Annotated in this window: 15 protein-coding genes and 3 pseudogenes; 15 read left to right on the top strand and 3 right to left on the bottom strand. The window is 38.4% G+C overall.

The window, feature by feature from the left end; genetic code table 11:
* Positions 1 to 591 precede the first annotated feature (591 nt).
* The 11 genes and pseudogenes from AC0C66_RS17435 to skfG all read left to right on the top strand — a co-directional run bounded on the left by AC0C66_RS17435 (position 592) and on the right by skfG (position 12,596).
* Positions 592 to 1,668, top strand: coding sequence for a hypothetical protein (locus tag AC0C66_RS17435; protein WP_088680189.1), 1,077 nt, complete (start codon positions 592 to 594; stop codon positions 1,666 to 1,668).
* Positions 1,658 to 2,944: a hypothetical protein gene (locus AC0C66_RS17430; RefSeq protein ID WP_088680188.1), complete on the top strand. Its 1,287-nt coding sequence runs from the start codon at positions 1,658 to 1,660 to the stop codon at positions 2,942 to 2,944. Before AC0C66_RS17435 ends, AC0C66_RS17430 begins: the two co-directional genes overlap by 11 nt.
* 796 nt (positions 2,945 to 3,740) lie before the next feature.
* The gene (locus AC0C66_RS17425) at positions 3,741 to 5,258 is read left to right on the top strand and encodes an NADH dehydrogenase subunit 5 (RefSeq protein ID WP_088680187.1); all 1,518 of its coding nucleotides are present in this window, start codon (positions 3,741 to 3,743) and stop codon (positions 5,256 to 5,258) included.
* Between the two features lie 14 nt (positions 5,259 to 5,272).
* Positions 5,273 to 7,897 (top strand): DUF2309 domain-containing protein, encoded by a 2,625-nt coding sequence (locus AC0C66_RS17420; protein WP_461845792.1) that lies wholly within the window; start codon positions 5,273 to 5,275, stop codon positions 7,895 to 7,897.
* Positions 7,898 to 7,969: 72 nt separating this feature from the next.
* Positions 7,970 to 8,504 (top strand): annotated as a pseudogene (locus AC0C66_RS17415) (carbonic anhydrase).
* A gap of 54 nt (positions 8,505 to 8,558) precedes the next feature.
* A complete protein-coding gene (locus AC0C66_RS17410; protein ID WP_014112454.1) occupies positions 8,559 to 8,849 on the top strand; it encodes a DUF6407 family protein in 291 nt (96 codons plus the stop codon).
* Positions 8,850 to 8,904: 55 nt separating this feature from the next.
* Positions 8,905 to 9,279, top strand: a complete 375-nt coding sequence (locus AC0C66_RS17405) for a Na-translocating system protein MpsC family protein (protein WP_014112455.1) — start codon at positions 8,905 to 8,907, stop codon at positions 9,277 to 9,279.
* 570 nt (positions 9,280 to 9,849) lie between these two features.
* Entirely contained in the window at positions 9,850 to 10,152 is a 303-nt protein-coding gene (locus AC0C66_RS17400) for an ArsR/SmtB family transcription factor (RefSeq protein WP_014112457.1), read from the top strand.
* A gap of 125 nt (positions 10,153 to 10,277) precedes the next feature.
* Positions 10,278 to 11,450 carry an MFS transporter gene (locus tag AC0C66_RS17395; protein ID WP_461845793.1) on the top strand — a complete coding sequence of 391 codons (1,173 nt, stop codon included), beginning with the start codon at positions 10,278 to 10,280 and terminating at the stop codon, positions 11,448 to 11,450.
* A 133-nt stretch (positions 11,451 to 11,583) separates the two neighbouring features.
* A pseudogene (locus tag AC0C66_RS17390) lies at positions 11,584 to 11,823 on the top strand (glutamine--fructose-6-phosphate transaminase (isomerizing)); the annotation flags it as partial.
* A 257-nt stretch (positions 11,824 to 12,080) separates the two neighbouring features.
* Positions 12,081 to 12,596: a sporulation killing factor biosynthesis/export protein SkfG gene (gene skfG, locus AC0C66_RS17385; RefSeq protein ID WP_079288260.1), complete on the top strand. Its 516-nt coding sequence runs from the start codon at positions 12,081 to 12,083 to the stop codon at positions 12,594 to 12,596.
* Between the two features lie 210 nt (positions 12,597 to 12,806).
* On the opposite strand, the gene AC0C66_RS17380 is transcribed toward skfG, so the two are convergent.
* Both AC0C66_RS17380 and AC0C66_RS17375 read right to left on the bottom strand, forming a co-directional pair.
* Positions 12,807 to 13,814 (bottom strand): serine hydrolase domain-containing protein, encoded by a 1,008-nt coding sequence (locus tag AC0C66_RS17380; protein ID WP_079288259.1) that lies wholly within the window; start codon positions 13,812 to 13,814, stop codon positions 12,807 to 12,809.
* A 5-nt stretch (positions 13,815 to 13,819) separates the two neighbouring features.
* Positions 13,820 to 14,650 (bottom strand): MerR family transcriptional regulator, encoded by an 831-nt coding sequence (locus tag AC0C66_RS17375; RefSeq protein ID WP_079288258.1) that lies wholly within the window; start codon positions 14,648 to 14,650, stop codon positions 13,820 to 13,822.
* A 135-nt stretch (positions 14,651 to 14,785) separates the two neighbouring features.
* On the opposite strand from AC0C66_RS17375, the gene AC0C66_RS17370 reads away from it, so the two are divergent.
* The 4 genes and pseudogenes from AC0C66_RS17370 to AC0C66_RS17355 all read left to right on the top strand — a co-directional run bounded on the left by AC0C66_RS17370 (position 14,786) and on the right by AC0C66_RS17355 (position 17,740).
* Positions 14,786 to 15,763, top strand: coding sequence for an alpha/beta hydrolase (locus AC0C66_RS17370; protein ID WP_079288257.1), 978 nt, complete (start codon positions 14,786 to 14,788; stop codon positions 15,761 to 15,763).
* Between the two features lies 1 nt (position 15,764).
* Positions 15,765 to 16,436: a two-component system response regulator YbdJ gene (gene ybdJ, locus AC0C66_RS17365; RefSeq protein ID WP_090557451.1), complete on the top strand. Its 672-nt coding sequence runs from the start codon at positions 15,765 to 15,767 to the stop codon at positions 16,434 to 16,436.
* Positions 16,433 to 17,419, top strand: coding sequence for a two-component system sensor histidine kinase YbdK (gene ybdK / locus AC0C66_RS17360; RefSeq protein ID WP_205635571.1), 987 nt, complete (start codon positions 16,433 to 16,435; stop codon positions 17,417 to 17,419). Before ybdJ ends, ybdK begins: the two co-directional genes overlap by 4 nt.
* A 58-nt stretch (positions 17,420 to 17,477) precedes the next feature.
* Positions 17,478 to 17,740, top strand: a pseudogene (locus AC0C66_RS17355) (hypothetical protein).
* Here AC0C66_RS17355 and AC0C66_RS17350 read toward each other — a convergent pair.
* The gene (locus AC0C66_RS17350) at positions 17,725 to 18,495 is read right to left on the bottom strand and encodes a serine/threonine protein kinase (protein ID WP_014112467.1); all 771 of its coding nucleotides are present in this window, start codon (positions 18,493 to 18,495) and stop codon (positions 17,725 to 17,727) included. The pseudogene AC0C66_RS17355 and the gene AC0C66_RS17350 overlap by 16 nt on opposite strands.
* Between the last annotated feature and the right edge of the window lie 66 nt (positions 18,496 to 18,561).

The raw sequence follows: 18,561 nt of genomic DNA, 5'->3' as shown, positions 1-18,561 counted from the left end.
AAGAACAAATTATTGATTCTATGAAAAAATATTATGGTAGAGAAAGTTGCAAATAGTTTTAGAAGAGTATGGGTTAAGATAGTGCATCTCACTATATTCAATATTTCCTCCGGTAACTAGAGATAAAGAGTGCGTCCTTTGTGGTGGGGCAACAATGGTAAAACCAACAAATCATGTACTACATATATAAATTTACATTAGGATATTGTATAAAGTGTGGGCATGAGGATGTTTTAACATTTACATAAATACTTTCCGTGTTCAATATATGGACTTTTTCATAGATCAGTTGCTAATAGTACGAAAAGGTATCAAGTAGGTGAAATAGCTAGGGTATAAACTGAAAATTCTTTGATAACTCCATGTGAGAGCCATAGTCAAAGTGCGATAGCTCAAGAACGGAAACTTTAGCATTATGTTGGAATACAGAACGTGAACATTATTTCTTATCAGATTTAAAATTTAAATATATTTTTGTTTATGTGATTGGGATGATAAGGTAAATTTAATGGGAGTTTTGTTTTTTTATCAAGACAATTAATTGCCAATTTTATATAATTGGATTATATAATTATTGAGAGGTAATGTGAATTGGCTAACATCATATATTTTTCAACAGTAAAGAATAAACTTAGAAATTTAATTAAAAATGAAAATGTTAATTTACCTAGGGGGTTTCTAAATAATTTATTAATATTTCTTTCTACTGCTTGTAATTATGAAGAGGAAGAGACTAAAATTCGTCCGAGAATTTTATTAGGAACAGCTATAAAATCATTTAAAAAATTTGTACCCAATAACTATGTCTTGAAGATTGCTGAAGGGAAAAGAGGGGGGAAAGACTTAAGTAAAATATTAAAGTCTATAGTGCCTTTCTGCAATAATGGTTGGATAGCGTATATTGATACAATGCCTATGGAAGCTGATGGGATAGAATATGGAATATTGAGATCCTTTAGTGGTCCAAAAGGATTATCATTTACAGAAATTATCTTTGAGGATACAGGGAATGATGTTCCATATGATAATGATTCAGGATTAATAGATATTGAAGTTTTGAGTAATTTTGAAATTAAATTCTTAGGGCTCAAAGGAAGCGAATTAAATATTGATTTTAGGCTGATAAGCGAAGAAAAAAACGAGGCATATAATGAATTAGTAGAAATGGCTACAGATATAACAAGCGATATTGTGAATAAAAGGATGGTCTATGATTCTAATAAGGTAATACTGAAATTATTGAAGACAGCCTCTCAAAAGATTCATGGGACAATCTGTTTAGTTGTTAAAGAAGGAATAGTTTTTCCTAATGAAATTCTTTCTGACGGAATATGGTTTGAAGAGCCAATAGACTTAGTTGAGGCGGCACAAGAGTCAATTGATGAAATAAGAGATATTTATTTAAGTGAGAAGTTTTACGGATTATCAGGTTTATTTATAGAGATGTTAAACATGGATGGAATAACAGTAATAAATACTAAAGGTCAACTTCTTGGTTATAATGCTTTTCTTAAATCATCGGATACTCAAAAAAAAATAGCTGGGGGAGCTAGAAAAAGAGCTGCCCAAGCGCTAATGGATTCGAGAGATGAACGAATTCGAGGAGTATACTTTCAGTCTCAAGATGGAAGTTCACTTTATAACAGGAGGACATCTAATGAGCAATGAATTAGAAGTGTGGAACTCACCTAATGGGGTGAATCTACCAGCAAATATATCAGAAGTACAAGATTTAATTCATTATAATAAGAGACTTTCGCCTAGAGAAGTCAGTCAAGTACAAAAAGCATATGATAATGAGCTGTATGATATGGCAGCAGAATATGTTTGGACTAGAGCAATAAATGTTCTGAAAGAAAGAGTATTATCATTGGGTGAAGACTTTGTATTGGAAATGCTAGGAAGATCTGAAACAGATTCATCCGAAATATCTGAAATTGACACCATAAATTTAGCTGCAGATTTAGGCTTTATTAATAAAATTGCTAAGATAAAATTCACACAGGTTAGTGAGGTGATTCATTATCATTCATCAAGAGATGCGGAAGAAGAAATGGATATTGTTGAAGTACAAAGAAGTATAAAGGCTTGTATGCAATACGTGTTAGGATTTGAAGAAAATGATTTTCAGTTTTCATTTAACGACTTTAGAAACACTCTGAAACAAGTTCTAATTAAAGAAACCGATGACTTATTTAAGGCGTTAATAAATAGTCCGTACTTTTATAAAAGAACAACATTAAGGACTTTCTTAAATCTTTCAAAGTCGAGCAAAGGTGGAGAGCTTGATAACGTATTAGCAAATATGTCTCTAATTATTCCAAAGATTTGGGATGATTTACTTTCAGATGATAGATATCCTATTGGGATAGCTTATTCAGAAGCAGTTAACCAAGGAGATAGGAAATTAGTTACTGCAATAAAAAATATTTTAATGAGAGTAAATGGATTTGATTATGTCCCAGAAAACTTACGCTCTTTATCTTTTATTGAGTATGCTAAAAAGCTGAGGGATACTCATTTTGCCTTTGATAATTTTTATAATGAACCAGCAGCAGCTAGAGTATTAGCTTCTATGGGAACTTCTATTCCAACTCCAGCCTTAGGAGTATGTATATCAGCTGTACTGCTATCAAAATTAGGAAATAATTATGGAGTATCAAGGGATGCACAAATTTATGTAGATGGAATTTTAAAGGGTTTAACCCCAGAAAGATGGCAATATTATTTGAATAATGTTTTACCAGGAGATGAAGATATATTAATAAAATTATCTACAAATGGTAAACCAGTAATGAGATGGTGTGAATTAGTAAAAGAATATAAGCTAAATCAATTAGAATATAAAACGACAATTATTAAAAAATTCATTGATGCTAGTTACAAAGAACGTTCTATTGAGGTAGTAAATGCTGCAAAGAAAATGTATGGGAAAATTAGATGATATGGATCTAATTGAGAAACATTTTTCTTAGAAGTTTGGATGAAGTGTTTAGAATTGTTGATAAATTAAATAAATAACTTTATTATTTCCGCACATATTTAGCCAAAGGAGTTTTTTATAAAAGGTCTATCATCCGTTCTTTTAGTGAACGGATGAACGGATGTTTTTTCACAGGTGATTTTGTATGGATCTCATTTAACTATGATAAGCACAGGTGCCTTACAGTAAAGCGCAGTAACGAAACATTTATTAAGGATTTAATACGACATTCTCCGTATTACAAAGGCTTCCAATGGACTATAATATGAGTTTTTGTTGACAATGTTTAAAATTTAGCATATCTTATACTTAACTTAATAATCGGCGCAGATGTTTTTTCTTTTGTTAAAATAATTAGGTCTTTAGCATTCTTTTAATATTTAATTTTTAATCTTGATTGGATGAAAAAGTATCCTAATATAAAAAAGAAGAGTAACATAAGTCGATTTATTTTATAATCAAGGGACTAAATAAAAGTTTTAACGATGATTTCTTTAGAAAAAAGTTAAAACATAGCATAAAGTAAAATGACCAATAATAAGGTAGCTCTTCAAAAAACTTCGCAGAAGTTAGTTGAAGTGAAGCCGACAATTTTCAAGATTCAATGATCTAAAATCATCATTGAAATTTTGAAGTTGTCGGTTTTTTTGTTGGGAAAAAATAGAGATACTTAAAATTTGTATTAAATTATAGAAAAATAGGATCTGGTTTAAAGGTCTTTTGAGCAATAACGACATTTAAAAAGGGAGAATTTGAAATGTTAGTTTCACTGAATTTGTCATCATTGTTAACATTATTTTTTATTATGCTGATTGCTTCTGGGATAAGTGGATTATTGTTTTTACATCCACGCGTACCCTTGAGTTTTGTTCGCATTCATATTGGGATCTTGGCTTTACCACCGTTGGTTTCCTTAGTGATTCTTGCCAATAGGAGTGTGAATGGAAATATTGGCCCTTGGCACTTAGATTCCTTAGCTTGGTTAATGACTTTCTTTGTTTTGGCAATTGGTCTCATCATTCAGCGTTTTTCTGTACGGTACTTAATGGGTGATCGATCTTATCGCAAATATTTTACGCTTTTTACTTTCACTACAGGTGCTGCTTCACTTGCATGGTTAAGTGGTGATCTCCGCTTGATGGTTATATTTTGGGGAGCAACTCTTGCCGGTTTAACCTTACTTATAAGATTAAACAGTGCTTGGCAAGTGGCTAGTGAAGCAGCCAAGGTTTCTGGCCGATTATTTTTGTTAAGTTGGTTTTCTTTGTTTTTGGCGATAATGTGGCTTTTTTATGCCACAGGTCAATGGCAGTTATCATCGGTTTTAACAAATGAAAGTTTAGCTGAGCTGGGGGAATGGAAGAGAACAGGGATTCAGCTATTGATTGTATTAGCAGTAATCATTCCCGCAGCTCAATGGCCATTCCAGAGATGGTTAATTGAGTCTATTGTTGCTCCAACTCCTGTTTCTGCGATTATGCACGCAGGTTTAGTAAATGCAGGCGGGATTATACTAGCTCGATTTTCACCTCTATTTAATGGTGGTATAGCTTCGATTATTTTACTTCTGCTTGCTAGCATCTCTGTATTGATTGGAACTGGTATTAGTTTAGTCCAGGTTGACTATAAACGCCAGTTAGTAGGCTCCACGATTGGACAAATGGGGTTTATGCTCATTCAGTGTGCATTAGGAGCCTATATAGCAGCCATTATTCATCTTATTTTACATGGTTTATTCAAAGCTACGTTGTTTTTACAAGCTGGTTCAGCAGTAGGGCGTCATGAAGGATTGGCTCGTGCTAATAAAGGAACATCCTATTTATGGATCATGGCTGGTTGGATTTTATCCTTAGCTATAGGTGTTGCTTTTTGGCTCGTTGCTCCTGGAGAAGGGTATCAATTCATTAGTGCGCTAATTTTAGGGTGGTCATTGTCCGTTTCTTGGACTCAGCTCGTAGCTTTTGGTGAGGGAAGAATTGGCCGAATTGCTGGCTTAACATTTTTAGGAGGAGCAGCCTTTGTATATTTTATCATTCATAACCTCTTCTATAAGTGGCTGCATACAACCGTTTTTCAAAGTGTTCAACCTCCAATGCCAGCTGTCATGATTGTCGTATGTCTCTTGCTATTTGGCAGTGCTTTAGGTACGTGGGTTGCTCGTCATCGTTCTTCCGTTTTTTTCGCGGTACTCTATCTTTGGTTAGTTCGATTAGGTGAAGCAAAACCAAAGTCAGTAGAGAGTCACCCAGACTACCTTAAACAATATATATCATAAGGAGCTAATCTGAGATGGGCATTACATCCGTATTAACGAAAGAAAATGTAAAAAAGAAAGATACAGATATTGATGTTCAAGAAAGGGATCTTAACGTTTTCATTGAATCTGCCAGCCGAGTGATTGCACCACTTTGGCCTATTTCTACATTTGCTGCACGTAATCCGTGGATGGGACTTGAAAACCAACCTTTTGATCAGGTTGCAAGTTGGTTGAAAAATACTCGTGATGTTGATATATATCCTAGTGCGTCTATGATCCGTTCAGCAAAGAATAAAGGTGAGATAGATGAAGATTTTGTAAAAATGGGGCTGCAGCGTTGGCTTGATTCACATTCCTTTAACATCCCGCGGGACGTGGCAGAACGATTTTGTCATGCTGGATTAAAATTAGAACCACTGCCTTCCACCCTTTTATCATCACATCAGCTGGAGAAATTGGTGAATGAATGTAGTGGACTGAAGACGGATCATATCGAGAATTTTTTTATGCAACCAATAAGTTCGTATATAGAGAATCAAGACGGAGAAAGGTTAGTTAATATACTTGATCATCATGTTATCAAGTGGTGTAAATTATATCTGGATGACTCTCAAGCAGGTTGGACAATGCCTAATCGTGAGGAAGGTTTCTATCGTGCCTGGCAGCATCTCATTCAATATGATCCAGCACTTAGTAAAAAGCAGCGTAAAAGATTAAAAGATTGGCCACAAGAGGCGCATTTGGCTTTACAAGAAGCCTTATTCGCACTAGAAATCCCAGAATCAAAAATCCAGACTTATCTTGAAGGTCATTTACTTTCCTTACCTGGATGGGCAGGGATGATGCTTTGGCGCTCCCAACAATCGAGCCATGAACATGCACTCCTAACAGAATATTTAGCGGTTCGAATATCCATGGAGTGGGCTCTGATAAAGCCATATTTGCCTTTGACAAATGAACCATCTGAGAAAAAAATTTCGATTGCTCCCCTTATAGCAGCTTGGATTCATTGGGGTGGGCATACATTAGAGGAATGGTCTCAGATGCCGGCCAGTGAACAAAATGAATATTTATCATTTGCCTACAGCTTTGATGAGAAACTTCGCAGGAAACTTTGGCTAGAAGCTTGGGAACAAACACACACAGATCGATTAAGTCAAAAGATCGTCTCGAAACAACGTGAAACCAACGATAAAAAATCTGCATTAGCTCAATTAGCATTCTGCATCGATGTCCGATCAGAACCTTTTCGTCGTCAACTAGAAAAAGAAGGCCCGTTTGAAACGATTGGTATTGCTGGTTTCTTCGGGGTGCCGATTGCAACTTGTGAACTTGGCAGTAAACATAGTCATGCCTCCTTGCCGGTCATACAAAAACCACAAAATAAAATAAAAGAGTTCGTAGATGACGAGGTACTCGAAAAATACAACCAACGCAAGCAAGCAGTTCATTCCGTAAGCCATACATTTAAAACGATGAAACAAAATGTACTTACGAGCTTGCTTCTACCTGAGTTAAGTGGACCTTGGCTTAGTCTGCAAATGGTAGCACGCAGCTTTGTACCAAGAAAAACGGATCGTTTCATTCGTCATCTCCGTGAGACTTGGTTACGTAAACCTGATACAAAACTCTCGCTTCATCATGATTATGACACAGAGGCAAAAATACCTGTGGGTTTTACTGAAGAAGAAAAAGTGAACTATGCTCGGCAAGCACTAAAAATGATGGGATTAACAGAGAATTTTGCACCCTTAGTCGTGATTTGCGGGCATGGTAGTCAAAGTACCAATAATCCTTATGCTGCGGCTCTTGATTGTGGTGCCTGCGGTGGAGCGGCCGGTGGATTCAATGCAAGAGTTTTAGCTGCTTTATGTAATCTTTCAGAGGTAAGAGAAGCTCTTTTAACTGAAGGAATTAAAATCCCTGAAGATACGGTTTTTGCTGCCGCTGAACATAATACAACGGTGGATGAATTACATTGGCTTTATGTACCAGAACTTTCCGAAACTGCACAGGAAGCATTTGACCGTATCGAAGCTATTATGCCGAAAGTGAGGCATAACGTAAATGCAGAACGTCTAGCCCAATTACCGAATTTCCAATCGAAACTTAAAAATCCGAAGGCAGAGGCACACCGATTTGCGGGAGATTGGAGTGAGATACGTCCGGAATGGGGATTGGCTCGTAATGCCGCTTTTATTATCGGCCAACGTGAACTAACTAAGGATTGTGATTTGGAAGGTAGAGCCTTTCTTCATAATTATGATTGGAAGCAGGATGAAAGCGGTGAACTCCTAGCAAATATTATTGCAGGGCCTGGAACTGTGGCCCAGTGGATTAATTTACAATATTACGCATCAACGGTAGCACCTCATTATTATGGCAGCGGAAATAAAGCAACTCAAACCGTTACTGCAGGTCTCGGAGTTATGCAAGGGAATGCAAGTGACTTGTTAGCAGGACTGCCTTGGCAATCCGTCATGCAATCAGACCATGAGGCTTATCATTCTCCTCTACGTTTGTTGATCGTCATCCAAGCACCTAGAGAACATGTAGAACGATTATTAAATAAAGACTCAGTATTTCTGCAAAAAGTTCAAAATGGATGGGTTCGACTGGCTAGTGTTGATCCAGAAGGACGGTGGGAAAACTGGTAACTGCTAAAATAATCATCTCAAATGGATTTGTTACTCAATCAAAAAATGAACACATAAGAAGAGGTGGGCTATATGAATGTAGATAAAAATAAAAAAGTATTATTTTTGACGGACATGGAAAACGGGCTGGAGCCCATTCTACAAGAAGTGACTCATACTCCAGCAGAAAATATGTTGACGATACAAAGCTATGGTGCCGATATCTCACATCCTTACGGAGAAATCATGAGGTCTGTTATTATTGCAATTTATCAGGAAGATGTTGAGGAGGTTTTTGTTGTAGGAACAAAAGATAAGAGAACTTCCACAGATCATGTACGAACTCAACTTGAAACAATGAAAGATAAACTACAAACATTGGATTATCTTTTTCAAAATTGCAGGCCTGAATTTTCAGGCGGTACATTCGATAAATGGCTAAATGGAAATGAAAATAGCAGTGACGCTATTGAAAAAAGTGTTGATATCATTCGTCATCATCCATTAGTGCCGTCATATGTTAAAGTTCGAGGTTTAATCGTTAATCAAAAGGATGGACAATCCTCAATTGAGGAGGTCCCTGCTATTAAAACAGCGTCAAGCGTTACCTGATCATTGCTTGTCATGATGAAATGATAGATGTGCACCCATGTATTGAAAAAAGCAGTTCTAAGGAGAATGTATGGACTCTAATTTAACTGATTTTGTAATGAAAACAATAGAGGAAATGAATCCGTTTGATCGTGAAAATATAGAATGTATGAAAAAAGTAATTAGAAAAGCAATTGATTTTTATCATTTAAAATCGTATGAAGAAGTTGAGGAAACTCATGTAGGAAGCGTTCGATTTTTGCATGTACACTCTATGATGGAAGAAAATATGTTATCCAAAATTGTAGTGGTCACAAGAAACGGTAAAACTGATTTGGATATTGAAGGTGTATATGAAGGACATGTTGTAAGAGAATATTAATGAGACGAAATAACAATAGAAGATGCCAATTTTTTTGCCAGGAGATGTTTTATATATGAAAAAGTCGAAGGGTTCTTTTGAATCAGAGATCAGTAAGTCCATTACTCAATGGGAGAAGGATTATCTTGGGCGTGGGTCTGTATCTGTTAAGACTGATATACTGCGGGATATGATCATCGTTAATTTAAAAGGAATTTTAACACCAGCTGAATATGCAGTTTGTGGATCTAAAGAGGGTATGTTATCTATCAAACAAACTCGTTCGGAGTTAGTTGAATCAGGTATAGAAGGTCTTAAGGATATTATCCTAACGATAACTGGAGAAGAAGTGAAAAGTTTTCATACTGATTTAAGCTCTCGGACAGGTGAACGAGTGATGGTATTTAAATTGTGTAATGATCTAGAGAAAAATTTGGAAAAGATCTTATAATATAAAAAAAGTGAAATGTTTATGAACACTACTATTCAAGCCTGATAGAGGGCTGAAACATTCTGGTTATTCATATGTTGTAATATTTTACTTTTTTAAACAAGACGGAATTTATTGTGAATTGAATATTACCTGCCGCTTCTTTTGTTTTACAGTTATGGCATCATTGATGATTTTTTATTCATAACCTAAGCGGACGTGAAGAGATATCAATTAATAATACACTGTCTTGTTATTCCTGTCGAAAGATCTAACATCCGTCTTTGTTACGAGCGGATGTTTTTTTACATCTATTTAAAATACATGAATTTGATGCTGGTGATTAGTCACTTGAACATATTAAATTCATTTTAACTGAAAAACATCCTTGTCACCTGCCGGGTTCTCCCAATAGTTTAATGACATGATTATGAGACCAATTTCGTAAAGCTTGATGATAAATTTAAGCGGGGAACAAAATTGATATGCTGTCTTCAGTTTCATTTAACGGAATTAGTCAGAGATAAACCTTTAATTATGTATATCCAAAAAACGTATTGACGTATCGTAATTTAACGATATAATAATCGTATGGAACCAATTGAAGTATTCAAAGCCTTATCAAATGAATCAAGGCTGCAAATTTTGCAATGGCTGAAGGAACCGGATCGTCATTTTGCGCCCCATGAAGGGATTGATATGAACACAATCGGGGTATGTGTCAGTCAAATAACAGACAAATTGAAAATGACGCAATCGACAGCTTCTCAATATCTTACCATCCTTTTAAGAGCCGGCTTGATTAAGGCGGAGCGTATTGGAAAGTACACATATTACAAAAGAGATGAAGAAGCCATTGGGAAACTTGCTGACCTTCTTAAAACAGAGATATAAAAATAAACATCAAAAGATGTTTATTTTTACACCATACATATCGACATATTGCGATGTGTTTATTTTTTATAATAACATATCGATAATTCGTGATATGTTTATTAATAATTAAGGAGTGAACGTTTATGTCTAACACTTGGAAAATTTATATTTTAGCCATTGTCAGTTTTTTAGTTGGAACTTCAGAGTACATCATTTCCGGAATTTTGGATCACATTGCTCATACACTAGGGATAACCTTGGCTGCCGCGGGCCAGCTCATTACAATTTTTTCACTTGTATATGCTCTTTCCACACCCGTACTTATGGCGTTGACAGCAAGTATGGATAGACGCAGATTGATGATGTATGCCCTCGGTTTGTTTGTGTTTGGCAATGTCCTGGCTTTTGTACTTCCTGGTTATGGGTGGTTTATTGCTGCTCGGATCATTATGGCGATGGGAGCAGGTGTGGTTGTTGTCACCGCATTAACGATTGCCGCTAAGATTGCATCGGAAGGGAAGCAGGGCAGTGCCATCGCTACGGTCGTGATGGGATTTACCGCTTCTTTAATCATTGGTGTTCCGCTTGGAAGAATGATAGCAGTAGCATTAGGCTGGAAGTCTGTATTTGGTGCAATTGCTTTGTTGGGATTGATCGCAATGGCCGTTATATTCTTTACTCTTCCGCATACTGAAGGAGATAAACCTGTACCTTTGCTTCAACAGCTTGCTCTTTTCAAAAAACGGAAAGTGGCGATGGGATTATCAATCACTTTCTTCTGGCTCGGGGGATATTCTGTTGCTTATACCTATTTGTCACCGTATCTCTTGAACATCTCAGGTATAAACGGCAAGCTGCTTAGCGGTGTTTTGCTTATATTTGGAATTGCCAGTTTGGTTGGATCGAAGTTTGGGGGATATAGCACCGATAAATGGGGAGTTCCCTTTACACTCATTGGCGGGATGACATTGCATATCGTCACACTGATTCTGCTGTCATTTGTCACCCATTCCTATATCGGAGTGTTGGTGATTCTGATATTATGGTCGTTTGCCGCATGGTCTACCGGTCCGACACAGCAATTTCACCTGGCTACAATAGAACCGGAAATGTCAGGTGTTTTGCTTAGCATTAATCAGTCAATGATGCAATTAGCCATGGCAGTCGGAGCAGGAATAGGAGGGGTTTTTGTAGAAAACGTATCATTGGGCTCGATTACCTGGATTGGTGCATTAGGGGTTATGATTGCAATTATTGCATCATTGATGATTTTTCATTCACAACCGAAACAGACGCTAAAAGATATCAATCAATAACACACTGCGTTGTTTTACTTCATAAAATTCAATGGGTTCATTTTAAAAAATCTAACATCCGCTCGTAAATACAAGCGGGTGTTTTTTTACAAGCTGTTCAAAGTCCATCCATATGCCTTCCAAGGGCAGACATCGTTCTGTATGTGTCGAAGGCGCACTAAGCTGAAAGAGATTTCTTAAGGCTTTGCTGGCGAGAGGTGAAGCACGGCACGATTGCCTTCATCGAACACTGGCAACACAAGAGCACGTAAACCTAAGCATCCGGGGAAATGGCAGAGAAGTTGCCGCTCGCGGAGCAAACACTTGCACCATCTCACTGAAAGGCCTAGACGATGCGGATGACAGATTTGTATTGCCGGAAGTAAATCCAGCACACAGCAGATGCGAGATTACATTTAAAATGGCAGCCGAGTTTCTTATAGTAGTAGGACTGATACTAACTGATAAACTAGTTAACACTAGTATATGATGTCAAAATGGTCAGTTTGTTAGGCGTTTTATTAGCTCCTTACAGGAATATTTACAGTGTTTGTGGTATTTATACGTTAATTGGAAGTTAATGCGCTTACTGATATATCTTTGTGGGAAATATGCTGAGTGTCTGTTATCAAACGAGAGAGGGGCTCTTTTATGAAATCAAATGGGGATGAATTGTCGCTGTCTGTTCAGAATTTAGCGAACACAAATGAGATCACGATTGTTCAAGCGATAGGGGAGTTAAAGAAATCAGGAAAAGATGCAATACCTGTTTTGGTTGAGGCCTTAAAAGAGGAAGGCTCTTTGCGTAATATCGCTGCGGCTGTTTTAGGTGAGTTTGGGAAAGATGCGGGTGAAGCGGCGGAGGAGCTGTCATGTTTATTAAAAAGTCATGCAGAAGATACAAGAATGGCTGCGGCCATTTCACTCATGAGAATTGGGAAGCCTAGTCTGCCGTTTGTCATCAAAATCGCTCAAGAAAGTGAAGGGCAATCAAGCTTTTGGGCATCCTGGTGTATTGCATGGATCGATCCGTCTTGCATTGAACCGAAGATGTATGAATGCCTAAAACGCGAGCATGAACATCCTTCAGGAATGGTTGCTCCGTTTGCAGCTGAAGAGGCATTAGGAAAGCTGATTGCTTTTCAGCTTAAAGATAAGGAGGATTGAAAGTAGGATAGTAGGTGTTGTAGTTTTGTATCGATAAGCTGTAAAAATGAGAATGAGGAACTGTTATTCCTATTTAGTTCCCGTGAAATTAGGGGAAATGAAAGGACGATAGAAATTCTTATTGGAGGTTGGCAGCCTTTTCTAAGTGAAAGATATGGAGAGAATTTCGAGGCTGCCGCTTATTTTTATTCTTATTTTTCCTGAAAAAGTTTAATCTTTCACTGACAGGACAATACATTCCTTAATGAGTTCCCACCTATCAAGAGCATTTATGGTGAATTCTGATGCGATCACTACGACTAGATCTTTCTCCGGAACACAGCAAATCACATTCCCGGCATCGCCTAGTGCTGAGTATGAGAAAACGCCATCCTCATCACGAAGCCACCATAGATAACCGTAGTTATTGGCGTTCAGCGCTGTTGATTCGTCAATCCATGATGCGGGAACAATCTGCTGATTGTCCCAACAGCCGCGGTTTATATACAAAAGACCAAAACGCGCCATATCCCGCGGAGTCAGCGTAAGCCCCCATCCTCCGGTTGAGTTTCCATCCGGGTCGTTCACCCACCCCCTCACATGTTTACCGAATAAATCGTCAAAGCCGAATGATTTCATTTCATAATTCGGGATTTCTTTCATGCCACTTGGTTTAAACAAGTGTTCGTTGGCAAATTCGCGGGCGTTTTTGCCTGTGCTGCGGGTGACGATGGCTGACAGCAGATGCGCGCCTGCGGTGGAGTATTTAAATGTGCCGATTGTGCCTTCTTGACCCAGCATATTCAGCGTATAGGTGATCCAATCAGGCTGCATGCACATCTTGTCGAGTGGTTCGTGCCAGTCTTCAAATGGATAGGGAGCTGTCATCGTGAGAAGGTGGCGTATGGTGATATCTTGTATTTGTTTATTAGGAGGACCCGGGACATATTCCGGGAAAAAGTCGAGTGCGTTTTGGTCGACACTTTTGATGTATCCTCCATGTATCGCAATTCCAATGAGAGCCGATAAGATACTTTTGGTTACTGATGCTACATGATGCGTATCAGTCGGTCCATAGCCATGATAATAGCGCTCATAAGCGATGTGTCCATTTTTCACAACTACAATAGCGTTAATATTGCTGTATCGGGACTTTATTTCAGGGTCAAGCTCAGACAGTTTTTTGGCGTCCATCCCCAAGGCTTGCGGGTCTGCAGTTGGCCAGTCGTTTCTTTTCATGACAGTTACCTCTCTTTTTTCTTGATTGGAAAATACACTTCAGTCACGATATCCTCTGGCACACCAGCTTGCTGGTGATCGGTTACATACACTTCATACGGTGATTGGGCCAAATCATAGCCTTCATCATCGACCCATTCCCTCAGCTTAGCGTATACCGAGGTCAATTCTGCATATGGGCCCTTTAAAACAGACTTTGCGCAAAGGCTGCCGTGCAGATATCTTGTCTCCCTTACCGTCTCCTCTATTGGAATCGCAAACTCTGTATCATTGCCGGCAGGGTTGTACTCAGGGCTGTGATAAATGGTCATGGGCGTGCCGAGCAAGGTAAGTTTATCAACGGCAATTCTTTCATATAGCCAACTAAAATACTTCTCATACCCTAAGGCGTAGTCATCACTGCTCATCATTTGGCGTATATAAAGGATGTTCATTGGCTGGGTTTCGGAAAGCTCTACTTCTATATCGTCAAGCCACGACATCATTGATTTACCCATATCTGCACGCAGAATGTCTTGGTTCAATTGTGTAAGCGTATATTCATAAGCATGGATCTTTGCCTGTACTTCTTTTCTTTTTCTCTGAAGTCCGAAAATTAGTTTTTCTTCTGCCTGGTTCTCTTCTACATTGATCATGGTTTTAATTTCTTCCAGAGAAAAATGATACGACTTTAAACGGTTAATCAAGAGCATTTCCTTCAGCTGCCTGATAGAATAATATCGATATCCATTTTCAGGATTAATGTCTTCGGGGTGAATGAGCCCGATTTCATCATAGTATCGCAGTGTTTTTGTTGATACTTTGCATATCTTTGAAAATTCACCGATCGATAGCAAGCGATCACCTCCATGCTCCAAATGTACACCTTTCCGTAAGGGCAAAGTCAAATGTTAAAATAAAATCTTTCCAAAGTTAATCAGAAATTTATTTTCATATCGTATCCTTTCCGTATCACGTGAAAGGAGCATCATATGAAAACATTATGGAAAGTCTTAAAAGTCTTTTTTGGCAGCTTGGCTGCTTTGGTTTTACTTGTATCCGTCTCCGTTTTTATTTACCACCATTATCAATTAAATAAGGAAGCAGCACTGTTAAAAGGCAAAGGCACAGTAGTCGATGTTGATGGTAAAAAGATAAATGTATATGAAGAGGGAAGCGGGAAGGATACGTATGTGTTTATGTCCGGTTCGGGGATCGCTGCGCCTGCTTATGAGATGAAAGGTTTGTACAGCAAGTTTTCAAAAGAAAATAAGATTGCTGTTGTTGATCGGGCTGGTTATGGATACAGTGATGTGTCTCACGATGACAGAGATATTGATACGGTACTGGAACAGACGAGGAAAGCGCTTATGAAAAGCGGAAATAAGCCTCCTTATATTTTAATGTCTCATTCCATATCCGGGATTGAAGCCATTTATTGGGCTCAGAAATATCCTAAGGAAATCAAGGCCATTATTGCGATGGACATTGGATTGCCCCAGCAGTATGTCACGTATAAATTGAGCAGGATCGACAGACTGAAAGTGAGAGGGTTCCACCTGTTAACCTCGATTGGTTTTCATCGGTTTATGCCTTCTGCTGTATATAATCCTGAGGTGATTCGGCAGTCGTTTTTAACTGATGAAGAAAAAGAAATCTATAAAGCCATTAACTTTAAGCAATTTTTTAATGCAGATATGGAGCATGAGCTTTTACAGTCTTACCAAAATGGCAGCAAATCTGTGAATCTGCCGGCGCCAAAAGAAACTCCCGTCTTGATTTTAGATGCGGTCTCTGACCAAAATAGAAATTCAAAGTATGCCATACAAAACCGAAAAGATTATGAAGCGTTTGCGGCTCAATTCAATACAGCCGAAATAAAGGAACTAAGGGGAACACACAGTATTTATTTATATCAGCCTGATCAAATATATAAACTTTCCATGGAGTTTATGAGAAAGGTTCGCTAGGATGAAGGGTTATCATATTTTAATCGTGGAAGATGATGTGACGATTGGTGATCTACTGCAAAAGATTTTGCAGCGTGAGGGATATCATGTGATGTGGAAAACAGATGGAGCGGATGTGCTTTCGGTGATTCAGAAGGTGGATTTGGTCATTATGGATGTGATGCTGCCGGGTGAAGACGGATATCAAATGTCTGCTAAAATCAAAAAGCTGGGGCTGCGCATTCCGGTCATTTTTCTCTCGGCCCGCAATGATATGGACAGCAAGCTCCAAGGTTTGCAGATCGGTGAGGATTATATGGTAAAGCCTTTTGACCCGCGAGAGCTGCTATTAAGAATGCAGAATATGCTTGAGCATCATTATGGCACTTTTACGCAAATCAAACATTTGTATATTGATGCGGAAACCAAAAAAGTGTTCAATGAAAGCCTGCATGATGAGGTGCTGTTTACTGCGATTGAGCGGAAAATTTTCTTTTATTTATATGAAAATAAAGACAGCACCCTGACAAAGGAACATTTCTTTGAATATCTGTGGCAGCTCGAAGACAGAAACCCGAATATCGTCAATGTGCACATTAAAAAAATCAGAGGCAAAATCAAGGATCAAGCGGGTGAGATTATTGAAAATATATACGGAGAAGGGTATCGGCTGAATACCGTTGTGAAGAAATGAAGCTAAAGACAAAATATCAGTTGTTATTGTTTACAGCCGTCATTAGTGTTCCGGTACTGTTGCTGGCGGTTAGCATTTTGATGTCGGTGATTTATGACAGGATGTTTAAACCGATGAATCATGGTATGCCTTTTCACAGGTCGTTTGCGTATCCCGCAATGATCGTTGTATTTTTGCTATCACTCTTATTGTTAGCTTTTTTATTTTCAAAGTCGATTCATTCTCTGCTGCATAAAATCAATCTGTTAAATCAAACCATTCGACACCTGGCGAGTGATCAAAAGGTGCCAGATAAAATAGAAGTGAAACGTGCTGATGAAATCGGGGAACTGATCAAGTCGTTCAATTTGTTAATTGAACGAACGACATACCGTGAACTGGAACTAAGGCAGCAGGAGGAAATTAAAAAGGAGCTTTTGCAAAAACTGCGGCATGACATTAATACACCTTTAACCGCTCTCAGGCTGCAGTTATTTTATTTGGATGGCCAATGTCATGATCAGGCCGTATTTGTATCATTGTATCAGCAAATCCACTATATCGCGGAATTAACAAATGAATTCAATCTATATTCCGCTGAGACGTTAGAAAGTTCTTATATCATAAATGAAGAAGTGAGTCTAAACGAGCTGTTAGAAACAGCAGTTAAAAAGTGGGATTATTTATACAGTATGAATGGGATTGGGCTGCACTATAAGCCGGCAGATCAAGATGTGATATGGATGAGCAACCGGTTATGGATGCAAAGGCTGTTCGATAATATTTTTCAAAACACGTTAAAGCATTCAAAAGCTAAAAAAATGGAAGTCACGATTGAACATGGGACTGTTTCTATTTGCGATGACGGTATTGGATTTGATCGGAATGAGAACAGTGAGGGGCTTGGATTAAAGATTATTGATGATATATGCAGGCTGCTTGCGATTACTTATGAGTTGCAGACAAATGAGAATGGAACGAGGTTCTTGCTTTCAAAAGAGTGACCCCGCTGATGTTTTTCTTTCTCCTATAAACTCTATATAATAGGAAGAAAGAAATGGGGTGATCAGCGTATGTTTAAAAAAATCATTAAAACGATCAAGCACCTCTCAAGCAGCTCGAGTGATCGCTATCGCAAACACCGGCATTACAGCAGCAGCCGGGGCCGGCATTACCGAAGCTACAGCAGCAGCTCAGGCAAAAGAAGACATTACGACCGTTATGGCGGCAGTCATCGCTACAAGCGCCGGAGCTACAGCAGCAGTTAATCTCAAAAAAGTTCTTGTTCCGTCTTGGGACAAGGGTTTTTTTATGTGACTGATTGAATCGCGCGGTTCAGGTCTTCGCGAATCAAAGCGGTGTGCTGGTACTCTTCATCGATGCCCAATAATTTTTTCAGCAGCAAGGTTACTTCTTTCGTCAGCGTTAATTCCTCCAGCCAAGTGCCGTTTTTCTTCTTTTTTCCTTTATATTGAGAGTACAGCAGGAATAACAGTGTTTCTCCGAGATCGAAGAAGTCATCCTGTTTCCTCACCTTTACTTCCTCCGTTTCTTCAGGAGTCAATTGCTTTGCAAGGCCGAAATCGATGAGGCAGAGCCTGCCGTTATTGATGATCATATTAGGCGTTCTGATGTCACTGTGAAAAATCAGGCGTTCATGCAGGTATTCTACAATCTCAAGCAGCTGTGAAATCAGCTGTAACGCCATAAGCTCTGTAAACGGCTGTTTTCGAAAAAATAATAATTCTTCTATATTATTTCCCTCAACCAGCTGCATGACATAATAAGCCTGTCCGTCTATGATGAAATCTTCTATGAAGGCCGGGATTTGCGGGTGGTGAATACTTTTGAGCAGTTTTATTTCCTGCTGGAACCGGACTCTTTCTTTTTCCTTTTTCGCTTTTGTCGGCCGGAGCTGTTTTAAGACATAAGATGTTTGAGTATGGACATCGGTGCACAAATAAACCAAGCCATAGCCGCCCATTCCGAGGCATTCTTCGATTCTGTATTGATGATTTAGGATAACGCCGTCCTTTAGAGGGCGGTCAAAAAGTAGCTTTTTGAGCTGTTTTAATGCCATGTCTGCACTTCCCTTGGTTGTACTGATTACAGTTTATCAAAACAATTGTATTCTAGGCTAAAAATA

Source organism: Bacillus sp. VA13, from assembly GCF_055710085.1.
Note: the sequence above shows the minus strand (reverse complement) of the source record. Positions and strands in the feature narration are given on the sequence as shown.

Bases quoted from the DNA above. Each gene is read 5' to 3' on its own strand.
- AC0C66_RS17430 (WP_088680188.1), top strand. From the start codon at position 1,658: ATGAGCAATGAATTAGAAGTGTGGAACTCACCTAATGGGGTGAATCTA.
- AC0C66_RS17410 (WP_014112454.1), top strand. From the start codon at position 8,559: ATGGACTCTAATTTAACTGATTTTGTAATGAAAACAATAGAGGAAATG.
- AC0C66_RS17405 (WP_014112455.1), top strand. From the start codon at position 8,905: ATGAAAAAGTCGAAGGGTTCTTTTGAATCAGAGATCAGTAAGTCCATT.
- AC0C66_RS17370 (WP_079288257.1), top strand. From the start codon at position 14,786: ATGAAAACATTATGGAAAGTCTTAAAAGTCTTTTTTGGCAGCTTGGCT.
- AC0C66_RS17425 (WP_088680187.1), top strand. From the start codon at position 3,741: ATGTTAGTTTCACTGAATTTGTCATCATTGTTAACATTATTTTTTATT.
- AC0C66_RS17395 (WP_461845793.1), top strand. From the start codon at position 10,278: ATGTCTAACACTTGGAAAATTTATATTTTAGCCATTGTCAGTTTTTTA.
- ybdJ (WP_090557451.1), top strand. From the start codon at position 15,765: ATGAAGGGTTATCATATTTTAATCGTGGAAGATGATGTGACGATTGGT.
- AC0C66_RS17350 (WP_014112467.1), bottom strand. From the start codon at position 18,495: ATGGCATTAAAACAGCTCAAAAAGCTACTTTTTGACCGCCCTCTAAAG.
- AC0C66_RS17400 (WP_014112457.1), top strand. From the start codon at position 9,850: ATGGAACCAATTGAAGTATTCAAAGCCTTATCAAATGAATCAAGGCTG.
- skfG (WP_079288260.1), top strand. From the start codon at position 12,081: ATGAAATCAAATGGGGATGAATTGTCGCTGTCTGTTCAGAATTTAGCG.
- ybdK (WP_205635571.1), top strand. From the start codon at position 16,433: ATGAAGCTAAAGACAAAATATCAGTTGTTATTGTTTACAGCCGTCATT.
- AC0C66_RS17380 (WP_079288259.1), bottom strand. From the start codon at position 13,814: ATGAAAAGAAACGACTGGCCAACTGCAGACCCGCAAGCCTTGGGGATG.
- AC0C66_RS17420 (WP_461845792.1), top strand. From the start codon at position 5,273: ATGGGCATTACATCCGTATTAACGAAAGAAAATGTAAAAAAGAAAGAT.